Source organism: Citrobacter sp. MGH106 (assembly GCF_001037495.1).
Lineage (GTDB): Bacteria > Pseudomonadota > Gammaproteobacteria > Enterobacterales > Enterobacteriaceae > Citrobacter > Citrobacter murliniae.
In genome coordinates this window covers 1,143,500-1,162,432 of the sequence record NZ_KQ089822.1, presented here as the reverse complement: position 1 = coordinate 1,162,432, position 18,933 = coordinate 1,143,500, and the positions used below count along the sequence as shown (strand labels likewise).

Annotated in this window: 17 protein-coding genes; 5 read left to right on the top strand and 12 right to left on the bottom strand. The window is 49.8% G+C overall.

The window, feature by feature from the left end; genetic code table 11:
- Nucleotides 1-74: 74 nt before the first annotated feature.
- From nuoB to lrhA, 3 genes are all read right to left on the bottom strand, one after another.
- On the bottom strand, nt 75-737 hold the full coding sequence (gene nuoB / locus SK36_RS05460) for an NADH-quinone oxidoreductase subunit NuoB (protein ID WP_003028075.1): 663 nt from the start codon (nt 735-737) through the stop codon (nt 75-77).
- A gap of 15 nt (nt 738-752) precedes the next feature.
- Complete coding sequence (gene nuoA / locus SK36_RS05455; RefSeq protein ID WP_003028077.1) at nt 753-1,196, bottom strand: NADH-quinone oxidoreductase subunit NuoA; 444 nt, start codon at nt 1,194-1,196, stop codon at nt 753-755.
- A 626-nt stretch (nt 1,197-1,822) separates the two neighbouring features.
- Nucleotides 1,823-2,761 (bottom strand): transcriptional regulator LrhA, encoded by a 939-nt coding sequence (gene lrhA, locus SK36_RS05450; protein WP_045445582.1) that lies wholly within the window; start codon nt 2,759-2,761, stop codon nt 1,823-1,825.
- Nucleotides 2,762-3,688: 927 nt separating this feature from the next.
- Between lrhA and alaA the strand changes: the two genes are divergently transcribed.
- Together alaA and yfbR are read left to right on the top strand one after the other, a co-directional pair.
- Nucleotides 3,689-4,906, top strand: a complete 1,218-nt coding sequence (alaA, locus tag SK36_RS05445) for an alanine transaminase AlaA (RefSeq protein WP_003028082.1) — start codon at nt 3,689-3,691, stop codon at nt 4,904-4,906.
- A gap of 84 nt (nt 4,907-4,990) precedes the next feature.
- The gene (gene yfbR / locus SK36_RS05440; RefSeq protein WP_048220987.1) at nt 4,991-5,590 is read left to right on the top strand and encodes a 5'-deoxynucleotidase; all 600 of its coding nucleotides are present in this window, start codon (nt 4,991-4,993) and stop codon (nt 5,588-5,590) included.
- 89 nt (nt 5,591-5,679) lie between these two features.
- Here the strand turns inward: yfbR and SK36_RS05435 are convergent, their stop codons facing one another.
- The 4 genes from SK36_RS05435 to yfbV form a co-directional block, all read right to left on the bottom strand.
- Entirely contained in the window at nt 5,680-7,512 is a 1,833-nt protein-coding gene (locus SK36_RS05435) for an SLC13 family permease (RefSeq protein WP_045445588.1), read from the bottom strand.
- A 77-nt stretch (nt 7,513-7,589) separates the two neighbouring features.
- Nucleotides 7,590-8,267: a sugar phosphatase gene (locus SK36_RS05430; protein WP_075261759.1), complete on the bottom strand. Its 678-nt coding sequence runs from the start codon at nt 8,265-8,267 to the stop codon at nt 7,590-7,592.
- Nucleotides 8,260-8,754 (bottom strand): YfbU family protein, encoded by a 495-nt coding sequence (locus SK36_RS05425; RefSeq protein ID WP_045445594.1) that lies wholly within the window; start codon nt 8,752-8,754, stop codon nt 8,260-8,262. The genes SK36_RS05430 and SK36_RS05425 overlap by 8 nt, the downstream gene beginning before the upstream one ends.
- 82 nt (nt 8,755-8,836) lie before the next feature.
- On the bottom strand, nt 8,837-9,292 hold the full coding sequence (gene yfbV, locus SK36_RS05420; RefSeq protein ID WP_045445597.1) for a terminus macrodomain insulation protein YfbV: 456 nt from the start codon (nt 9,290-9,292) through the stop codon (nt 8,837-8,839).
- 339 nt (nt 9,293-9,631) lie between these two features.
- Between yfbV and ackA the strand changes: the two genes are divergently transcribed.
- The 3 genes from ackA to yfcC all read left to right on the top strand — a co-directional run bounded on the left by ackA (nt 9,632) and on the right by yfcC (nt 14,792).
- The gene (ackA, locus tag SK36_RS05415) at nt 9,632-10,834 is read left to right on the top strand and encodes an acetate kinase (RefSeq protein WP_045445600.1); all 1,203 of its coding nucleotides are present in this window, start codon (nt 9,632-9,634) and stop codon (nt 10,832-10,834) included.
- A 76-nt stretch (nt 10,835-10,910) separates the two neighbouring features.
- The gene (pta, locus tag SK36_RS05410; protein WP_048220986.1) at nt 10,911-13,055 is read left to right on the top strand and encodes a phosphate acetyltransferase; all 2,145 of its coding nucleotides are present in this window, start codon (nt 10,911-10,913) and stop codon (nt 13,053-13,055) included.
- A 216-nt stretch (nt 13,056-13,271) separates the two neighbouring features.
- Nucleotides 13,272-14,792, top strand: coding sequence for a putative basic amino acid antiporter YfcC (gene yfcC, locus SK36_RS05405; RefSeq protein WP_048220985.1), 1,521 nt, complete (start codon nt 13,272-13,274; stop codon nt 14,790-14,792).
- Between the two features lie 38 nt (nt 14,793-14,830).
- Here the strand turns inward: yfcC and SK36_RS05400 are convergent, their stop codons facing one another.
- From SK36_RS05400 to SK36_RS05380, 5 genes are all read right to left on the bottom strand, one after another.
- A complete protein-coding gene (locus tag SK36_RS05400) occupies nt 14,831-15,784 on the bottom strand; it encodes a transketolase family protein (protein WP_045445608.1) in 954 nt (317 codons plus the stop codon).
- Nucleotides 15,777-16,607, bottom strand: coding sequence for a transketolase (locus SK36_RS05395; RefSeq protein ID WP_048220984.1), 831 nt, complete (start codon nt 16,605-16,607; stop codon nt 15,777-15,779). Before SK36_RS05395 ends, SK36_RS05400 begins: the two co-directional genes overlap by 8 nt.
- Complete coding sequence (locus SK36_RS05390; protein ID WP_048220983.1) at nt 16,604-17,995, bottom strand: PTS ascorbate transporter subunit IIC; 1,392 nt, start codon at nt 17,993-17,995, stop codon at nt 16,604-16,606. The genes SK36_RS05395 and SK36_RS05390 overlap by 4 nt, the downstream gene beginning before the upstream one ends.
- A gap of 72 nt (nt 17,996-18,067) precedes the next feature.
- Nucleotides 18,068-18,340, bottom strand: coding sequence for a PTS sugar transporter subunit IIB (locus SK36_RS05385; protein ID WP_045445618.1), 273 nt, complete (start codon nt 18,338-18,340; stop codon nt 18,068-18,070).
- 77 nt (nt 18,341-18,417) lie between these two features.
- A complete protein-coding gene (locus SK36_RS05380) occupies nt 18,418-18,861 on the bottom strand; it encodes a PTS sugar transporter subunit IIA (RefSeq protein ID WP_045445621.1) in 444 nt (147 codons plus the stop codon).
- Nucleotides 18,862-18,933: the final 72 nt, after the last annotated feature.

The following is an 18,933-nucleotide window of genomic DNA, read 5'->3' as shown; positions in this document are numbered from 1 at the left end:
CGTGGTGGTCGGCAGTGCTTCGCGCTATTTATGTAGTAATAAGCGAAGGAAGTGCTGCTGCCGACAGGCGCATATTAAATCTCGTCTGGTGTACGAAGATTCGTTACAGCAATACGTTCGCCGCGCTTACGCTCGCGCTCTGACTGCATATTGGCGCGATAAACGCCCTGATCGCCAACCACCCAGGAGAGCGGACGGCGTTCTTTGCCAATGGAGTCTTGCAGCAGCATTAGCGCCTGCATATACGCTTCCGGGCGCGGCGGACATCCCGGGATGTACACATCTACCGGAATAAATTTATCAACACCCTGCACGACAGAGTAGATATCGTACATACCGCCGGAGTTAGCGCATGCGCCCATGGAAATAACCCATTTTGGTTCCAGCATCTGATCGTAGAGGCGCTGAATAACCGGGGCCATTTTGGTAAAGCAAGTTCCGGCCACAACCATCAGGTCAGCCTGACGCGGAGAGGCACGCAGTACTTCCGCACCAAAGCGGGCCACATCATGCACGGCGGTAAACGAGGTCACCATCTCAACGTAGCAGCAGGAAAGGCCAAAGTTGTATGGCCAAATTGAGTTTTTACGGCCCCAGTTAACCATGTCATGCAGTTTGCCCATGAACACGTTTTTGTTAACTTCTTGCTCCAGGGGGTCGGTTACGATCTCCTGTTTTTGCAGGGGGTAACGGTCGTTCTCACCGTTAGGATCTATGCGGGTGAGCGTATAATCCATCTTAATGCCTCGCGGTTAGCGTTGACGATTAGCGATACTGTTCGTTTCCGGGTTCATACGCTCGCGGCGTGAACGCGCGGGCGTCCAGTCCAGCGCGCCAATACGCACCAGATAAACCAGACCTGCCAGTAACACAAAAATAAAAATTGCAGCTTCCACAAAGCCAATCCAGCCGCTTTCACGGATAGAAGTTGACCATGCGAACAGATACAGCGCTTCAACGTCGAAGATAACGAAGAACATGGCTACCAGATAAAACTTGGCAGACAGGCGCAGGCGGGCGGTGCCGACCGAGTCGATACCTGATTCAAACGGCACGTTTTTAGATCTCGCGCGCGCGCGACCACCTAAAAACCAGCCGCCAACAAGCATCAGGCAGCACAGGCCAATGGCAACAATAAGAAAGATAGCGAATGCCCAGTGATGAGCGATGATTTCAGTGGATGTTGACATACTCATTGCTTACTCATCAAAAGTAGCGCCAAATTCTCTGCTCTTTTCGGCAGATGAACGCCACATCGATTCATGGGGAGGAATAAAAAAAACCTTACAATCACTGTAGAAAATCATTTAAACAGCCAATTGATGGGGTTTTTTACTCCTTTCTATAACCTTTTGTCAACTTTAACAAAAGTTCCCTCACATTATTTTACACCAATCCAATTTCATTAACATAAAGTGCTGTTTAGACTAATTTCGATCGTTTCATTAGTCATTTTCAATGTTGTTGAATCGTGTCCGTAGTGAAGTAAAAAAGATAATACTGCTCTATTTTGACAGGATTTCACTCAGATGCCTCCCCCTAAATGGGAGTATTTTCTTGATCTGTGACACGCTTTTGTTAATTCACCATAAAAAACAGCAACAATTTCTCTAGTTTTTTAACATAGAAACAGATGACACTCCTGTTGTTTGTTTTTCATTCAATTTTAAGGCGAGTTTTTTACCGGCTGATTTTGTTAAGTTTTAGTATACAAAATGGTATCAAGCGCCATTATTTGTATAAAAAAAGAGCCGCTGGATGTTTTTTCACCATTAGCGGCTCTTTTTTACACTTACATTTTATAACGATTATTTGTGACACATTACTCAAAGTCACCTTCAACGATCAGCGAATCATCTCCCCCTTCGGGAGTAAACTGGTTGTATTGCCAGGGGTTTTGATATGTCTGCATCGACTTAAAGATAACCTGAGCCAATTCATTTTTCGTGGTGGGATCGCAGCACAACAGGTATTCCGTTTCAGGTAACGGCGGTAGCCCGTCCACAGCCCCGAGAACGCGCAGGTCCGGACTCATCATTTCTACCGGACGAGCAGTGACGCCCAGTCCCGCTTTCACCGCAGCACGAACCGCTGGTAATGTTGATGCTACATAGGCCAGACGCCACGGGATCTGTGCGGCATTCAGTGTCTCCAGTACGATATCCCGAAACGGACTAGGATCGTCGAGCAGAACCAGAGGAACTGGTTCGCCTTTTTGCAGGATATACTCAGCCGCGCAATACCAGTGTGTCGGTGAGGTGCGCAGATTCAGGCACTCAAAATCACCTGGACGGTTGGTGGTGACCACCAGATCCACTTCCTGCGACTTCAACATATCCACCATGTAAGCGTTACGCTTCACTCTCACATCAAGAGCAAGCTTCGGATATACCGAGCTTATTCGATTGAGCAGGAAAGGCAGTATTGTATCGGCCGATTCATCGGAAGCGCCGATAGTTAACACTCCCTGAAGATTGTTAAACATTAATGATGAGCAGGCCTCATCATTAAAACGCAGTATTTTTCTGGCGTAACCCAAAAGCTGAATACCATGTTCAGTCAGCAGTTTGTTGCGACCATGGCGCGCGAACAACTCTTTCCCCACTAGTTGTTCAAGGCGTTGCATTTGCTGACTCACCGCAGACTGTGTGCGACATACCGCAGCAGCCGCAGCCGCGAAGGTATTCAGGTCGGCAACAGCAACGAAGGTTCTCAGCAGATCGAGGTCGAGGTTAATTATCGGACGATTTGCATTTATCATAATTTTTCACTTACTCGCGGGTCATACCGGGTTAATGCTGTGCATTCAGAAACAAACAATTCCATTTGTAATGTGCTTCCCTCGCAGTTTCACTTAGTGTAACCAAGTGAAAATAAGGATGTATTTGGTGTACAAACGAAACAATTCTCTTTCTGCGCTTTATAATATCCGGGACTCTAATCGGAATATAGTAACGAGAAACAGTCAATTTTTTAGCTTTTGAATGATTCTGACTAATGGGGAAACATGTAAATTTTGTAAATATTGAAAATAGTTAGCAAACATTAATTTACACATTAAAAGCCAAATTTTCAGTATGTTAGAAACAATCAACCAACATGAGAATTATCGCAAAACACGTACCGCACACCATTTCATGAGACTTATCTTAACCTAAAACCACTATATTTATAAGTGTTATCGTGAATAATTCGAAGCAAAATGGTGTTATCTTGAACTTGCGCTTTTACTATTATTAACGCATTCAATAAATGCTGTTTAAATATTAAATAATAATTAATTAAGACTGACACTATTCATTAATTATACTTAACAATAGATTCACACCCTGCCGTTGGCGGATCATACCGATAACAGTCGGACAGCATCAGGACTCAGTATTTTCGAATTACGCCATTTGAGTGATGAGACGATTGCAGACCGCCTTGGCCCATCTAACTATTTTTAACCAGACAAATCACCACCACCAAAGGATAACTACAAAATAAAAACCCATTAAATACATTATTAATAGAATTAAGCACTATAATTAATATATTAATTAGTCGTTAACAGTGAATTATAACTTCATGCCGGATCGAAATCTTCTACTAAAGACCCTTCAAAACTCACCGTCGTGGGAGTACATTGTTCTGTGCTGACTTCCACGGCAGGGAGTGGCATTCACAGCTAAAAAGGTCAAGATTCATGTCCCCCATTGAAAAATCCAGCAAATTAGAAAATGTCTGTTATGACATTCGTGGCCCGGTTCTGAAGGAAGCAAAGCGCCTGGAAGAAGAAGGCAATAAAGTTCTGAAACTGAATATCGGCAACCCCGCGCCATTCGGATTTGAAGCGCCAGATGAGATTCTGGTTGATGTGATCCGCAATTTACCAACAGCGCAGGGATATTGCGACTCCAAAGGCCTTTATTCCGCCCGTAAAGCGATCATGCAACATTACCAGGCTCGTGGGATGCGCGATGTTACCGTCGAAGACATCTATATTGGTAATGGCGTTTCCGAGTTGATAGTCCAGGCGATGCAGGCGTTGTTGAACAGTGGGGACGAAATGCTGGTACCTGCGCCCGATTATCCGCTGTGGACAGCTGCGGTATCGCTCTCCGGCGGTAACGCCGTGCACTACCTGTGCGATGAGTCTTCAGACTGGTTCCCGGATCTGGATGATATTCGCGCCAAAATCACCCCACGCACGCGTGGGATCGTCATCATCAACCCGAACAACCCCACCGGTGCCGTTTATTCCAAAGAACTGCTGATGGAGATTGTTGAGATTGCTCGCCAGAACAATCTTATTATCTTTGCCGACGAAATTTACGACAAGATCCTCTATGATGACGCCGAGCACCATTCGATCGCCGCAATGGCTCCGGACCTGCTGACCATCACCTTTAACGGCCTGTCAAAAACCTACCGTGTTGCTGGTTTCCGCCAGGGCTGGATGGTGCTGAATGGACCGAAGAAACATGCCAAAGGGTATATCGAAGGTCTTGAAATGCTGGCATCTATGCGTTTGTGCGCCAACGTTCCTGCACAGCATGCCATCCAGACCGCACTGGGAGGCTACCAAAGCATTAGCGAATTCATCATGCCGGGCGGACGCTTGTACGAACAGCGCAATCGTGCCTGGGAATTGCTGAACGATATTCCCGGCGTCTCCTGCGTCAAACCGCGCGGCGCACTGTATATGTTCCCAAAAATTGATGCGAAGCGGTTCAATATTCATGACGACCAGAAGATGGTGCTCGATTTCCTGCTCCAGGAAAAAGTCCTGCTGGTACAGGGAACCGCATTCAACTGGCCGTGGCCGGACCACTTCCGTATCGTAACGCTGCCGCGTATTGACGATATCGAAATGTCGCTGAGTAAATTCGAACGTTTCCTGTCAGGCTATCGTCAATTGTAATAACGTTGAGCGCCGCCGGGATTTGCATCCGGCGGCACTCTCTGCGCACAATACCTTTACTGAAGTCACTGAGTAAGGGTCGTTATGAAGCAGAGCCATTTTTTTGCCCACCTCTCCCGTCTGAAGCTCATTAATCGCTGGCCATTGATGCGCAACGTGCGCACCGAAAATGTGTCTGAGCATAGCCTGCAGGTTGCGATGGTTGCTCATGCGCTGGCCGCTATCAAGAATCGTAAATTTGGTGGTCAGGTTAATGCCGAACGCATTGCCCTGCTGGCGATGTACCACGATGCTTCCGAAGTGCTGACCGGTGATCTCCCTACCCCGGTTAAATATTTCAACTCGCAAATCGCTCAGGAATATAAAGCCATTGAGAAAATTGCCCAGCAGAAGCTGGTCGATATGGTCCCAGATGAGCTGCGTGATATTTTTGCGCCATTAATTGATGAACACGCTTACAGCGATGAAGAGAAATCTATTGTTAAACAGGCCGATGCCCTTTGCGCTTATCTGAAGTGTCTGGAGGAACTCTCGGCCGGTAACAACGAATTTTTGCTGGCGAAAACACGACTGGAAAAAACACTGAAGTCACGTCGTAGCGAAGAGATGGATTATTTTATGGATATGTTCGTGCCAAGTTTCCACTTATCTCTTGACGAGATTAGTCAGGATTCTCCGCTATAAGACGCGTTACCAGATAGAGTAAGGCCTGACCGGCTTACAGGAAGGCGTTGTTGGCCCGGTAGCGCAACGCCACCGGGCCATACCATCCGTCAAAACGGGAACAGCATCGGGATCATTACTACGCACACCGCCATGACAATAACCGTAAATGGCACACCAATCTTCACGAAGTCGCTGAAAGTGTAGTTTCCCGGTCCCAGCACCAGCGTGTTGACCGGTGAGGAGACCGGCGTCATAAAGGCCGCGGATGCCGCCATCGCAACCCCCATCGCAAAAGGATACGGCGAAACCCCCATAGACTTCGCTGCCGCCAGCGCAATTGGTGCCATCAGAACTGCCGTCGCGGTATTTGAGATAAATAATCCAATGGTTGCACACAGTACGAACAGGCAACCCAGCATCATGTACGGGCCATACCCTCCACCGACATCCATCAACCCTTTCACCACCAGATCGACACCGCCTGTTTTTTGCAGGGCAAGCGCAAAAGGCATCATCCCGACAATCAAGATAATACTCGGCCAGTGAATCGCTTTATACGCGCTCTCAGCATCAATACAACGGAATTTGCCCATCAGCAAGCACGCGATGAGAGCGGCAACCGTGTTAGGTATTTCATCGGTCAGCATCAGAGCGACCATAAGAACCAGGCAGAAAATCGCATGCGGTGCCTGACTGTGTGCCGGGGAAGCTTCACTCACTTCCACTGGCATATTCAGCACCACAAAGTCACGCCCCTTTTTCCCCATCAAGGCAATGACCTTCCAGTTTCCCACTACCAGAATAATATCCCCCATCAGCAGCGGCTCATCCACAACCGCCCCGGCAAGCGCAGTACCATCACGCTTTAATCCAACAACATTCAGCCCATAACGGGTACGAAATCCTATTTCCCGTACCGTTTTACCAATTAACTCCGATTCCGGGATCAGTGAAATCTCAGCCATGCCAACATCAAGCGCCTGTTCGGAGAAATATTCACCACGCAGCACCATTGGCTCCAGCAGTTGTTCGCTACAAAATTCACGCAAATCCACATCGGCAGCGGACATGTCTATCAACAAAACATCACGCGCCCGAAACTCAGAAACTCCGTTAACGTCCACGATAACGCGACGAAAGCGACGCCAGCGTTCAACGCCAATCACATTCGCCCCGTAACGTTCACGTAATTTAAGGTCATCCAGGCGCTGGCCAATCATCGGCGATCCAGGACGAATAGCCAGCCGACGGGCACGCCCGGTGAGGCGATATTCTTTAATGAGATCGCGAAAGGTACGGCGTTTCCATCCGTCACCCTGCTGCCCCGCAACGTCCCCTTTGAGCATAAAACGCATCAACAGCATATAAATAATGCCGAGTACGAGAACAACCAGCCCCAGAGGCGTAACGCTGAAGAAACTGAAGCCGTTAAGCCCTTCACGCAGCAACTCACTGTTAACGACCAGGTTAGGTGGTGTTGCCACCAACGTCATCATCCCGCTGATCAATCCGGCAAAGCTCAGCGGCATCATCAGGCGTGAGGGGGATATTTGCATGCGCATGGATACGCTTAAGACAACCGGAATAAAAATGGCGACCACGCCGGTAGAGCTCATAAATGCCCCGAGACCGGCAACGGTTATCATCAACAGCACCAGCATTTTGACTTCGCTACTGCCGGCGACCTTAACCAACCAGGCCCCCATCACCGTCGCCACCCCGGTACGCACCAGGCCGTCGCCAATAATAAATAAGGCCGCTATCAAAATAACGTTAGGATCGCTGAAACCGGAAAAAGCTTCTGTGATGCTCAGTGTTCCACTCAGAACAAAGGCAATAATAACCAGCAAAGCGACCGCGTCCATACGCACTCTGCCAGTTGCAAACAAAACGACGGCGATAGCCAACAATGAGAGAACCCATACCAATTCACCGTTCACAACATATCCTTGTTAAATGAGAGGGATAGACCGATTCTGCCATAAAAAAGCCCCAACAATCTGGGGCTAAATCACGATCAGGTATTTCTTACAACGCTCACATTTCCGTTAGGTTGTTTGGTCACGGAAATATGTTCCAGACTGGTCAGCGAAAAGTCGACCTCATCCAGACGCGGTGTGTCTGCGGGGGCATTCACGGCAATAACATGACACCCTGCCGCCAGACCAGAGAGCACACCAGCTGGCGCATCCTCTACAACAGCACACTCTCGCGGTGCAAGGCCGAGCAGTTGCGCTCCCAAAAGATATGCATCTGGCTCCGGCTTACCTCTTTTTACCCGTTCGGCAGTGACAAACACTTCAGGGGCCGGCAGACCCGCGACACGATGACGTGCCCGCGCCACCGGCATTGATCCGGAGGTCACTATCGCCCACGGGATCCCCGCTTTATTGAGGTGATTCAGTAAATCAACCGCCCCGGGTAGTGCGATGATCCCGTCAGTCTCAGTCGCCTCTATTTGCTCCAGGCGCGTAAACTCCGCTGCGATCTCCGCTTCGGATTTCCCGACCATAAAGTGCCGCAGAGAGGTTATCGCCTGCTTGCCATGAATAAAGCCCAGCACTTCGTCGTGATCAAGGCCAAAACGATCGGCCCAGTTACACCATGCACGTTCTACTGCTGGTAAGGAATCGACAAGCGTTCCATCCAGATCAAACAGAAAGCCTTTGCACTGCACGCTCGCCCCCTCAGGCATTAATGATTTGGTTAATTTCGTTCGCGCTCAGGTGATACTGACGTGGGCAAGAGTGCCAGACATTCAGCATGCGCTGATATTTTTCCCACATTGGCGTCTGGGCGTTGAAGCCATGCGTACCCGCATCAAAATGGGTATAACGCCCTTCTACATTGACCATAAAACGAACGTATCCCAGGAAGCGCGCTTCCGTTGCGGCATCAAAGCCGAGGAACGTGACGCGACGTTCGTCAATAGTCTGCGCGTCTTTAAGGTTAGTCCAGGAGACGTGTAATGCATGATACATCTCCATAATATCGATAATTGTGCGACAGGTTTCTTCCGTCAGCTCGCCAAACTCACGATCAAGCTCGCGCATCTGCAAACCGTAACCGCGTTCAATAATCGTCTGCAAACGACGATAGCGTTCGGCATTACCAGGATCGAGCATAGTCATCATTTTGTACTGGTTGGACAAAATAAGACGTTGAGCGTTGGTCATTTCCATTTGGGACTCCTGTATCACTACTGCTGCAATGAAAAAAAGAAGGCATCTTGTGCCTTCTTTTATATGCGTAATCCGGGGTCAATTACAAATCATCAAGAAAAGTTTTATCCAGTTGTTTGAAGGCGCGCTTAAGCGTGTCAGCTAGCGCCTGATAATCCGGCTTTCCTTCCACCGGTGCCAGCGCTTGTCCGGCCTCTTGTAATTTTCCCCGAACCTCATAGAACCAGTTGAGTATGGATGGTGGCAACGGCGTGACAGAACGTTTACCTAACCACCACATACCCTGCATCGGCAGGCTAAGCGCAAACAATGCGGTCGCCACAGCCGGTCCCAACTGCCCCCCCAGCGCAATTTGCCAGCATAAGGTAAATACGGCGATAGGCGGCATAAAACGGGTAGCATAACGCGTCATGCGAATCACGCGGTTCTCAACAAATACTGGCGCAAGGCGCTTTTCCATCGGCCACGTCTTTGCGTAGTGCTGCCCCCGGCGAAACAAACTGAAAAAATTTACGGAGCGATTATCCGGTGTCGACATGGCGGTTACCTCAACTTCACATATAAAATTTAAAAAATTTGTGCAAAACAACAACTACAGAGGACATCGTTCAAAACATTTTGTCTTCGATACCCACAATCAGGTATCCTGTGTCGGCCTGTAAGGCCTTTAGTCCAAAATCATTGAGTCGTCAAACTGGCATACAGTATGCCATTGGCTGAAAATTACGCAAAATGACATAGACTCAAAGGTATTTATTCCATCGTGCCCAAAAAGACAATGGCGCATGATGTTAATCATAAACGTCGGTGTCATCATGCGCTACGCTCTATGACTCCCTGACGTTTTTTTAGCCACGTATCATAAATAGGTACTTCCATGTCGAGTAAGTTAGTACTGGTTCTGAACTGCGGTAGCTCCTCACTGAAATTTGCCATCATCGATGCAGTAAACGGTGAAGAATACCTTTCTGGTTTAGCCGAATGTTTCCATCTCCCAGAAGCACGTATCAAGTGGAAAATGGACGGCGGTAAACAAGAAGCGGCTTTAGGTGCAGGCGCCGCTCACAGTGAAGCGCTGAACTTCATCGTTAACACTATTCTGGCACAAAAACCGGAATTGTCTGCGCAACTGACCGCAATTGGTCACCGTATCGTACACGGCGGCGAGAAGTATACCAGCTCCGTGGTTATCGACGATTCCGTTATCCAGGGCATCAAAGATTCTGCCTCTTTCGCACCGCTGCATAACCCGGCTCACCTGATCGGTATTGCTGAAGCGCTGAAATCCTTCCCGAATCTGAAAGATAAAAACGTGGCTGTGTTTGACACTGCGTTCCATCAGACTATGCCGGAAGAATCTTACCTCTACGCCCTGCCGTACAGCCTGTACAAAGAACACGGCGTTCGTCGTTACGGCGCGCACGGTACCAGCCACTTCTTCGTAACTCAGGAAGCGGCAAAAATGCTGAACAAACCGGTTGATGAACTGAACATCATCACTTGCCACCTGGGCAACGGCGGTTCTGTTTCTGCTATCCGTAACGGTAAATGTGTTGATACCTCCATGGGTCTGACCCCGCTGGAAGGTCTGGTGATGGGTACACGTTCCGGTGACATCGACCCGGCGATCATCTTCCACCTGCACGACACGCTGGGCATGAGCGTTGACGCTATCAACAAAATGCTGACTAAAGAGTCCGGCCTGCTGGGCCTGACCGAAGTCACCAGCGACTGCCGTTATGTTGAAGACAACTACACCACCAAAGAAGACGCTAAACGTGCAATGGACGTTTACTGCCACCGTCTGGCGAAATACATCGGTTCTTACACTGCGCTGATGGATGGTCGTCTGGATGCAGTTGTCTTCACCGGTGGTATCGGTGAGAACGCAGCGATGGTTCGCGAACTGTCTCTGGGCAAACTGGGCGTTCTGGGCTTTGAAGTTGACCACGAACGTAACCTGGCCGCACGTTTCGGCAAATCTGGTTTCATCAACAAAGAAGGTACCCGTCCTGCGGTGGTTATCCCAACCAACGAAGAACTGGTTATCGCGCAAGACGCGAGCCGTCTGACTGCCTGATTTCACACCGCCAGCCTAGCTGGCGGTGCTGTTTTGTAACCCGCCACATGTCGGCGGTAACGAAAGAGGATAAACCGTGTCCCGTATTATTATGCTGATCCCTACCGGAACCAGCGTCGGCCTGACCAGCGTCAGCCTTGGCGTTATCCGCGCAATGGAACGCAAAGGCGTTCGTCTGAGCGTCTTTAAGCCGATTGCTCAACCGCGTGCCGGTGGCGATGCGCCAGACCAGACCACCGCTATCGTACGTGCTAACTCTTCTTTGCCAGCTGCTGAGCCGCTGAAGATGAGCCACGTTGAATCTCTGCTCTCCAGCAATCAGAAAGATGTGCTGATGGAAGAGATCATCGCGAATTACCACGCGAACACCAAAGATGCAGAAGTCGTACTGGTTGAAGGCCTGGTCCCAACCCGTAAACATCAGTTCGCACAATCTCTGAACTACGAAATCGCGAAAACGCTGAATGCGGAAATCGTATTCGTTATGTCTCAGGGTACTGACACCCCGGAACAGCTGAACGAGCGTATTGAACTGACTCGCAGCAGCTTCGGCGGCGCAAAAAATACCAACATCACCGGCGTTATCGTTAACAAACTGAACGCACCGGTTGATGAGCAAGGCCGTACTCGCCCGGATCTGTCCGAGATTTTCGACGACTCTTCCAGAGCGAAAGTGATCAAAGTTGATCCGGCTAAACTGCAAGAGTCCAGCCCGCTGCCGGTTCTGGGCGCGGTGCCATGGAGCTTTGACCTGATCGCTACTCGTGCAATCGATATGGCGCGTCACCTGAACGCTACCATCGTTAACGAAGGCGATATCAACACCCGTCGCGTGAAGTCAGTGACTTTCTGCGCACGCAGCATTCCACACATGCTTGAGCACTTCCGTGCTGGTTCTCTGCTGGTGACTTCTGCCGATCGCCCTGATGTGCTGGTTGCAGCATGCCTGGCGGCAATGAACGGCGTTGAAATCGGTGCCCTGCTGCTGACTGGCGGTTACGAGATGGACGCGCGCATCACCAAACTTTGCGAACGTGCATTCGAAACCGGCTTGCCGGTATTTATGGTGAACACCAACACCTGGCAGACCTCTCTGAGCCTGCAGAGCTTCAACCTGGAAGTTCCGGTTGACGATCACGAGCGCATTGAGAAAGTCCAGGAATACGTTGCTAACTATATCAACGCTGACTGGGTTGAATCCCTGACCGCGACCTCTGAGCGCAGCCGTCGTCTGTCTCCGCCAGCGTTCCGCTATCAGTTAACCGAACTGGCTCGTAAAGCCGGTAAACGCGTTGTTCTGCCGGAAGGCGACGAACCGCGTACCGTTAAAGCGGCAGCCATCTGTGCTGAACGTGGTATCGCAACTTGCGTACTGTTGGGTAACCCGGATGAAATCACCCGTGTTGCAGCCTCTCAGGGCGTTGAGCTGGGTGCTGGCGTAGAAATCGTTGACCCGGATGTGGTTCGCGAAAGCTACGTTGCTCGTCTGGTCGAACTGCGTAAAAACAAAGGGATGACCGAAACCGTTGCCCGCGAACAGCTGGAAGACAACGTGGTTCTCGGTACCCTGATGCTGGAACAGGACGATGTTGACGGTCTGGTTTCTGGTGCTGTTCACACCACAGCGAACACCATTCGCCCACCGCTGCAGCTGATCAAAACTGCACCAGGTAGCTCTCTGGTATCTTCTGTGTTCTTCATGCTGCTGCCGGATCAGGTATACGTTTACGGCGACTGCGCGATCAACCCGGATCCGACTGCAGAGCAGCTGGCAGAAATCGCAATTCAGTCTGCAGATTCCGCAGCTGCTTTCGGTATCGAACCGCGCGTAGCGATGCTTTCCTACTCCACCGGTACTTCTGGTGCAGGTAGCGATGTTGAGAAGGTACGTGAAGCAACTCGTCTGGCGCAGGAAAAACGTCCAGACCTGATGATCGATGGCCCGCTGCAGTACGATGCCGCTGTTATGGCTGACGTTGCGAAATCCAAAGCGCCGAACTCTCCGGTTGCGGGTCGCGCTACCGTGTTCATCTTCCCGGATCTGAACACCGGTAACACCACCTACAAAGCGGTACAGCGTTCTGCCGACCTGATCTCCATCGGGCCGATGCTGCAGGGTATGCGCAAGCCGGTGAACGACCTGTCTCGTGGCGCGCTGGTAGACGATATCGTCTACACCATCGCACTGACCGCGATCCAGTCTTCTCAGCAGCGGCAGTAATCTGCTTTGTACGCCAGATGGTGACGTGAACGCGTCCAGTCTGGCCTACAGATAGTGGTTCTTTAAACCGGAAATAGCTGATATTTCCGGTTTTTTTATGCCTGTTATTCCAATTAGTAATTTCTGAAATATTTGCTTAACTGCGCTGCATCAATGAATAACTATTCTCCTGTTTGCATACTTAGCCTCTTTGCTTTGCAACAGGGATAGCTCTTCATGTCTGCAGTAACAGAATCACAACCCGCTAAGAAATGGGCAATGCCCGATACGCTGGTGATCATATTTTTCGTTGCCATTTTAACCAGCCTGGCGACCTGGGTTGTACCCGTCGGCATGTTCGACAGCCAGGAGGTGCAGTACCAGGTTGATGGGCAGACCAAAACCCGGAAAGTGGTCGATCCCCACTCGTTTCGTATACTGACCAACGATGCGGGTGAAGAGCAGTACCATCGGGTTAAGTTTTTCACCACCGGCGATGAAAGTCCCGGACTGATGAACTTTCCGTTTGAAGGTTTAACCTCCGGCTCAAAATTTGGCACTGCCGTTGGCATCATTATGTTTATGCTGGTAATTGGCGGCGCATTTGGCATTGTTATGCGTACAGGAACCATTGATAACGGCATCCTGGCGCTTATCCGTCATACGCGGGGTAACGAGGTCTTGTTTATCCCGGTGCTGTTTATTCTCTTCTCATTAGGTGGTGCTGTATTTGGCATGGGAGAAGAGGCTGTCGCTTTTGCCATTATCATTGCACCGCTCATGGTACGCCTGGGTTACGACAGTATCACCACTGTGCTCGTTACCTACATCGCCACCCAAATTGGCTTTGCCAGCTCGTGGATGAATCCGTTCTGTGTGGTTGTCGCGCAAGGCATTGCGGGTGTACCTGTGCTCTCCGGCTCTGGCCTGCGTATCGTGGTATGGGTCGTTGCGACCCTGATTGGTCTCACTTTCACCCTCGCCTACGCATCACGCATCAAAAAGAATCCTCTACTTTCACGCGTTCATGAATCCGATCGTTTCTTCCGCGAGCAGCAGGATGACGTCGTGGAGCGGCGTTTCACTCTGGGCGACTGGCTGGTATTGTTAGTACTTACCGGCGTGATGATTTGGGTTGTCTGGGGCGTGATTGTCAACGCATGGTTCATTCCTGAAATCGCCAGCCAGTTCTTCACCATGGGTCTGGTGATAGGCATTATTGGCGTTATCTTCCGGCTCAATGGTATGACGGTCAACATTATGGCCTCGTCGTTTACCGAAGGTGCGCGGATGATGATTGCCCCTGCCCTGCTGGTTGGTTTTGCCAAGGGTATTTTACTGCTTGTGGGCAATGGAGAGGCGGGGGATGCGAGTGTGTTAAATACTCTCCTGCACAGTATTGCCAACGGTATCAGCGGTCTGGACAATGCTATCGCTGCATGGTTTATGCTGCTATTTCAGGCAGCATTTAACTTCTTTGTCACCTCCGGTTCAGGCCAGGCGGCGCTGACTATGCCGTTATTGGCGCCTCTCGGTGATTTAGTCGGTGTAAACCGCCAGGTTACCGTTCTCGCTTTCCAGTTTGGTGATGGTTTCAGCCATATTATCTATCCAACATCCGCGTCACTTATGGCGACATTGGGCGTTTGCCGGGTGGACTTCCGCAACTGGTTGAAGGTGGGAGCAACGCTGCTGGGGCTGCTGTTTATTATGTCCAGCGTGGTGGTGATAGGCGCGCAGATAATGGGATATCATTAAAAATAAGCCCCTTGTCACCTATGACAAGGGGCGTTCCTTCACATTAATGATTTCGCTGCCTCAACAATCGCCGCGGCGGTGAGTCCATATTCTTCCTGTAAAAAATCCTGTGTCCCAACCTGACCATAACGTTCTTTGACACCAACCCGACGCATCGGTACCGGGCACGTTTCCACCAGCACTTCAGCCACTGCTGACCCCAGTCCATTATGAATACTGTGGTTTTCACAGGTCACAATTCGTCCCGTTTTCTCGGCATAGTTCTTCACCAACATCCTATCAATAGGCTTCAGAGTAAACATATCGATGACTGCCGCATTTACCCCTATGTGTTCCAGTTGTCGTGCGGCTTCCAGCGCTTCTGCAACCATAATCCCGTTGGCTATTAGCGTGACATCTTCGCCTTCGCGCAGAACATTCCCTTTGCCGATCGTAAATGTCGATCCTGGCGCGTAGATACTCGACGCCTGCTTACGGATTGTGCGTACCCAGTAGAAGCCCTCAAGCTCCAGAAGCTGGCGTAAGATATCGTCGAACATCACAGCATCCGTCACTTCCAGTACCACCGAATGCGCCAGGCCGCGCACAATCCCCATATCTTCAAAGGACATGTGCGTACCTCCGTTGTGACAAGCGGTAACCCCGGCATCTGAAGCGATCACCTTCACGTTATTACGCTGATAGTCCAGTGACATAAACAGCTGATCGAAACAACGACGGCTGGCAAATGCAGTGAAAGTGTGCACAAACGGTTTACGTCCCGTTAATGCCAGTCCAGCGGCAGTACCAATCACATTGGCTTCCATGATGCCGCAGTTAATAACGTGCTGTGGGTAATCCCGCGCCACACTGTCCATTGCCATCGAACTCATCAGATCGGCTTCAAGAGCAATAATCGGGCTTCCTGCTGCCACTTCTTTCGCCACGAATCCGGCATATACCTTACGCATCTCTACGTTATCTTTTTGCCCTGCGGGCGCGAGCTTAATCATGCGTGGCCTCCAGATGATGAACGGTTTCATTCAACGCCTGTCTCATTTCTTCCGTCAGACGCAGGTGATGGGAATTGCTGAGATGTTCCAGATATGGCACACCCTGTCCTTTGATACTGTCGAGAATAACAATCCGAGGTCGAGTCTCTTCATTCAGACGCGACTGCACTGCAGTCAGCAGGCCTGCAATATCATCCCCTTTCACCGTGATCGCCTCAAAACCAAAGGCCGTGAATTTGTCCTCCAGGCTAAACGGGCGAATGATGTCATCCAGTTCGCCATCTAACTGTTGTTTATTCCAGTCAACAAACACCGTCAGGTTATTCAGCTTATGGTGCGCAATAAACTGAAACGCCTCCCAGCACTGACCTTCGTTCAGTTCGCCATCGCCAACAATGCAAAATACCCGATTCGGACGCTTTGCCAGCTTATGGGATAACGCCATCCCAGCGGCGATAGATATGCCCTGTCCTAACGAGCCAGTGGTAGCGTCTACACCACGCGTTTTAAGCCTGTCCGGATGGCTGGGCAAACGAGTACCGTTTTGGTTCAGCGTGCTCAATTCTTCAATCGGGAAATACCCCTTGATCGCAAGAGTACTGTACAGTGCCGGCCCCGCATGACCTTTGGATAAGACGAAATAGTCACGTTCCGGCCAGTCCGGATCGGCGGGGTCGATTTTCATCACTGCACCATACAGGACGGCCAACGCTTCCACGACCGACATACTGCCGCCAAAATGGCCAAACCCCAGATGCGTCAGCGATTTCAGCGTGGCGATGCGGATCTCTTTCGCCAGTTGTGTAACTTCATTCACATTCATGATTTGGCTCCATTATTTTCCGGCGCATTACCCGCTGCCGTTCTGTTTTTAGCGAACACGTTCCAGGCAACCAGTAACGCAAAGAGCGCGACAACCAGACCAGTGATAGCGAGAGGGGACAAATAGCGAGCAAGGTTGCCAAGGACAATGCCTACCACACCAAAGTCAGCATCTGAAAAGGTCGTGTTGGCAAAGCCGATTGCACCCAGTACAGGTAGAAGAAGTACGGGCAGGAAAGTGATTAGCAGGCCATTAGCAAAAGCGCCAATCATTGCCCCACGACGCCCACCGGTGGCGTTACCAAATACCCCCGCAGTTGCCCCAGTGAAAAAGTGTGGCACCACGCCCGGCAAAATTAACACCAGCTTCATCTGCCCAAGCAAGAACAGCCCCACCAGACCACCGAGAAAGCTGAACAGAAAACCAATTAATACAGCGTTAGGGGCGTAGGGATAGACTACCGGACAGTCAAGTGCAGGGCGGGCATTAGGCACCAGTTTTTCAGAAAAACCGGTAAAGGCCGGCACGATCTCCGCCAGAATCAGGCGCACCCCTTGCAGAATGATAAACACCCCTGCAGCAAAGGTAATTGCCATGATGATGGCGTAAACCAAATAGTTCTGCCCACCACTGAAGGTACTTTCAACGTATTCCCGCCCGGCGCTAATTGCCATAATCAGGTAGATGATCATCATGGTCAGAGAAATAGAGATAGAGCTGTCACGCAGGAAGCTTAAATTCTTCGGCAGATTCATCTCTTCTGTTGAGCGAGAGCCTTTACCGCACACGCTTCCAATCCAGCCTGAGAGCACATATCCCAACGTGCCGAAGTGACCGAAAGCAATCTCATCGTTGCCTGTGATACGGCGCATATAACGCTGCGCCAGTGCAGGGAAAAAGGCCATGACCAGCCCGAGAATCAGTGACCCCGTAAAGACCAGCCCCGCCCCGTCAAATCCTGCCACAGTCAGGATTACGCCGATCATACAGGCCATATAAAAAGTGTGATGCCCGGTCAAAAAGATATATTTCAATCGAGTAAAACGGGCGACAATAATATTGGCCACCATCCCAAATGCCATAATAAGCGCCGTCGAGGCACCGTATTTTTCTAGTGCAATAGAGACAATCGCTTCATTATTGGGAATAATACCCTGGATATTAAAAGCGTGCTCAAACATCCCGCCCAATGGATTTAATGAACCAACCAATACGGTAGCCCCACCACCAAGCACAATAAATCCAAGAATAGTTTTAATAGTACCTTTAACAACATCAGAAAAAGCCTTTTTCTGCGCAACCAGGCCAATTAAGGCAATTAATCCTACCAGCACAGAGGGTACTTTCAGTATATCAACAACAAAATTTAGCGTTTCAAGGATAAACATATCCACCTCGCTTTATGCACATGGGCAGTCAAACTGCCGAAATGCAGTCTGAGTGATTACGCACATATACAGTTATTGTTTATCGAACCATGCGCATAGCTGCGCTTCGAGTTCATTGATATCGATAATATTATTAATCACTACCAGTTGTGCTTCTGGTACGCTGGCGCTGGCAGCAATATCTTTAGCCATGACGAACAGGTCGGCGGCCCCTGGCGTGGCGGAGGAGAGATCGGAGTGTTCGACTTCCGCCTCAATATTGAGTTTTTTGAGGACTTTTTTAATATTCATTTCAACCATAAAACTGCTGCCCAGGCCAGAGCCACAAATAGCCATGATTTTCATTGTTATCACCTTTTTAGTAGAGTACACCCGCATCACGCTCACGCGTAATGTTTCATAACATTCAATCTGGACTTAAATCAGAAGCGTGAAATAATTTTTTTAATTTCCTCCCGTGTTGTAGCACTATGTAATTGCGCAAGTTCTTTATCACTTGAAAATAACTCAGCAAGGGCAGAAATCATGGCAATATGGCTGTGTTTATCTGGAGCGGCCAGCATAATAATAATATCAACTGGATCAAACTCTCCTGCACCAAATGAAACACCTTGCTTTAATTTCAGCAGCGACAAACCTAAGTCTTTCGCTCCTTCTTCTGGCCTGGCATGGGGCATCGCAAGACCCGGAGCCAGCACATAATAAGGGCCTAACTTATGGTGCTGCGCGACAATGGCAGTGAGGTAATCAGACGTAATGACTCCCGCATTCAGCAAGGGTCTGGCACAAAGCTCCAGAGCCTGCGGCCAATCCTCTACGCTTTCGCACAGCATAATGGTTCTATCCGTTAACCAGGTACTCAGCACTTTTCCTCCTTAGCATTCGCTCAATATGGACAAACTTTATTCAACCACTGAAACCATATCTGCGATCGTAGT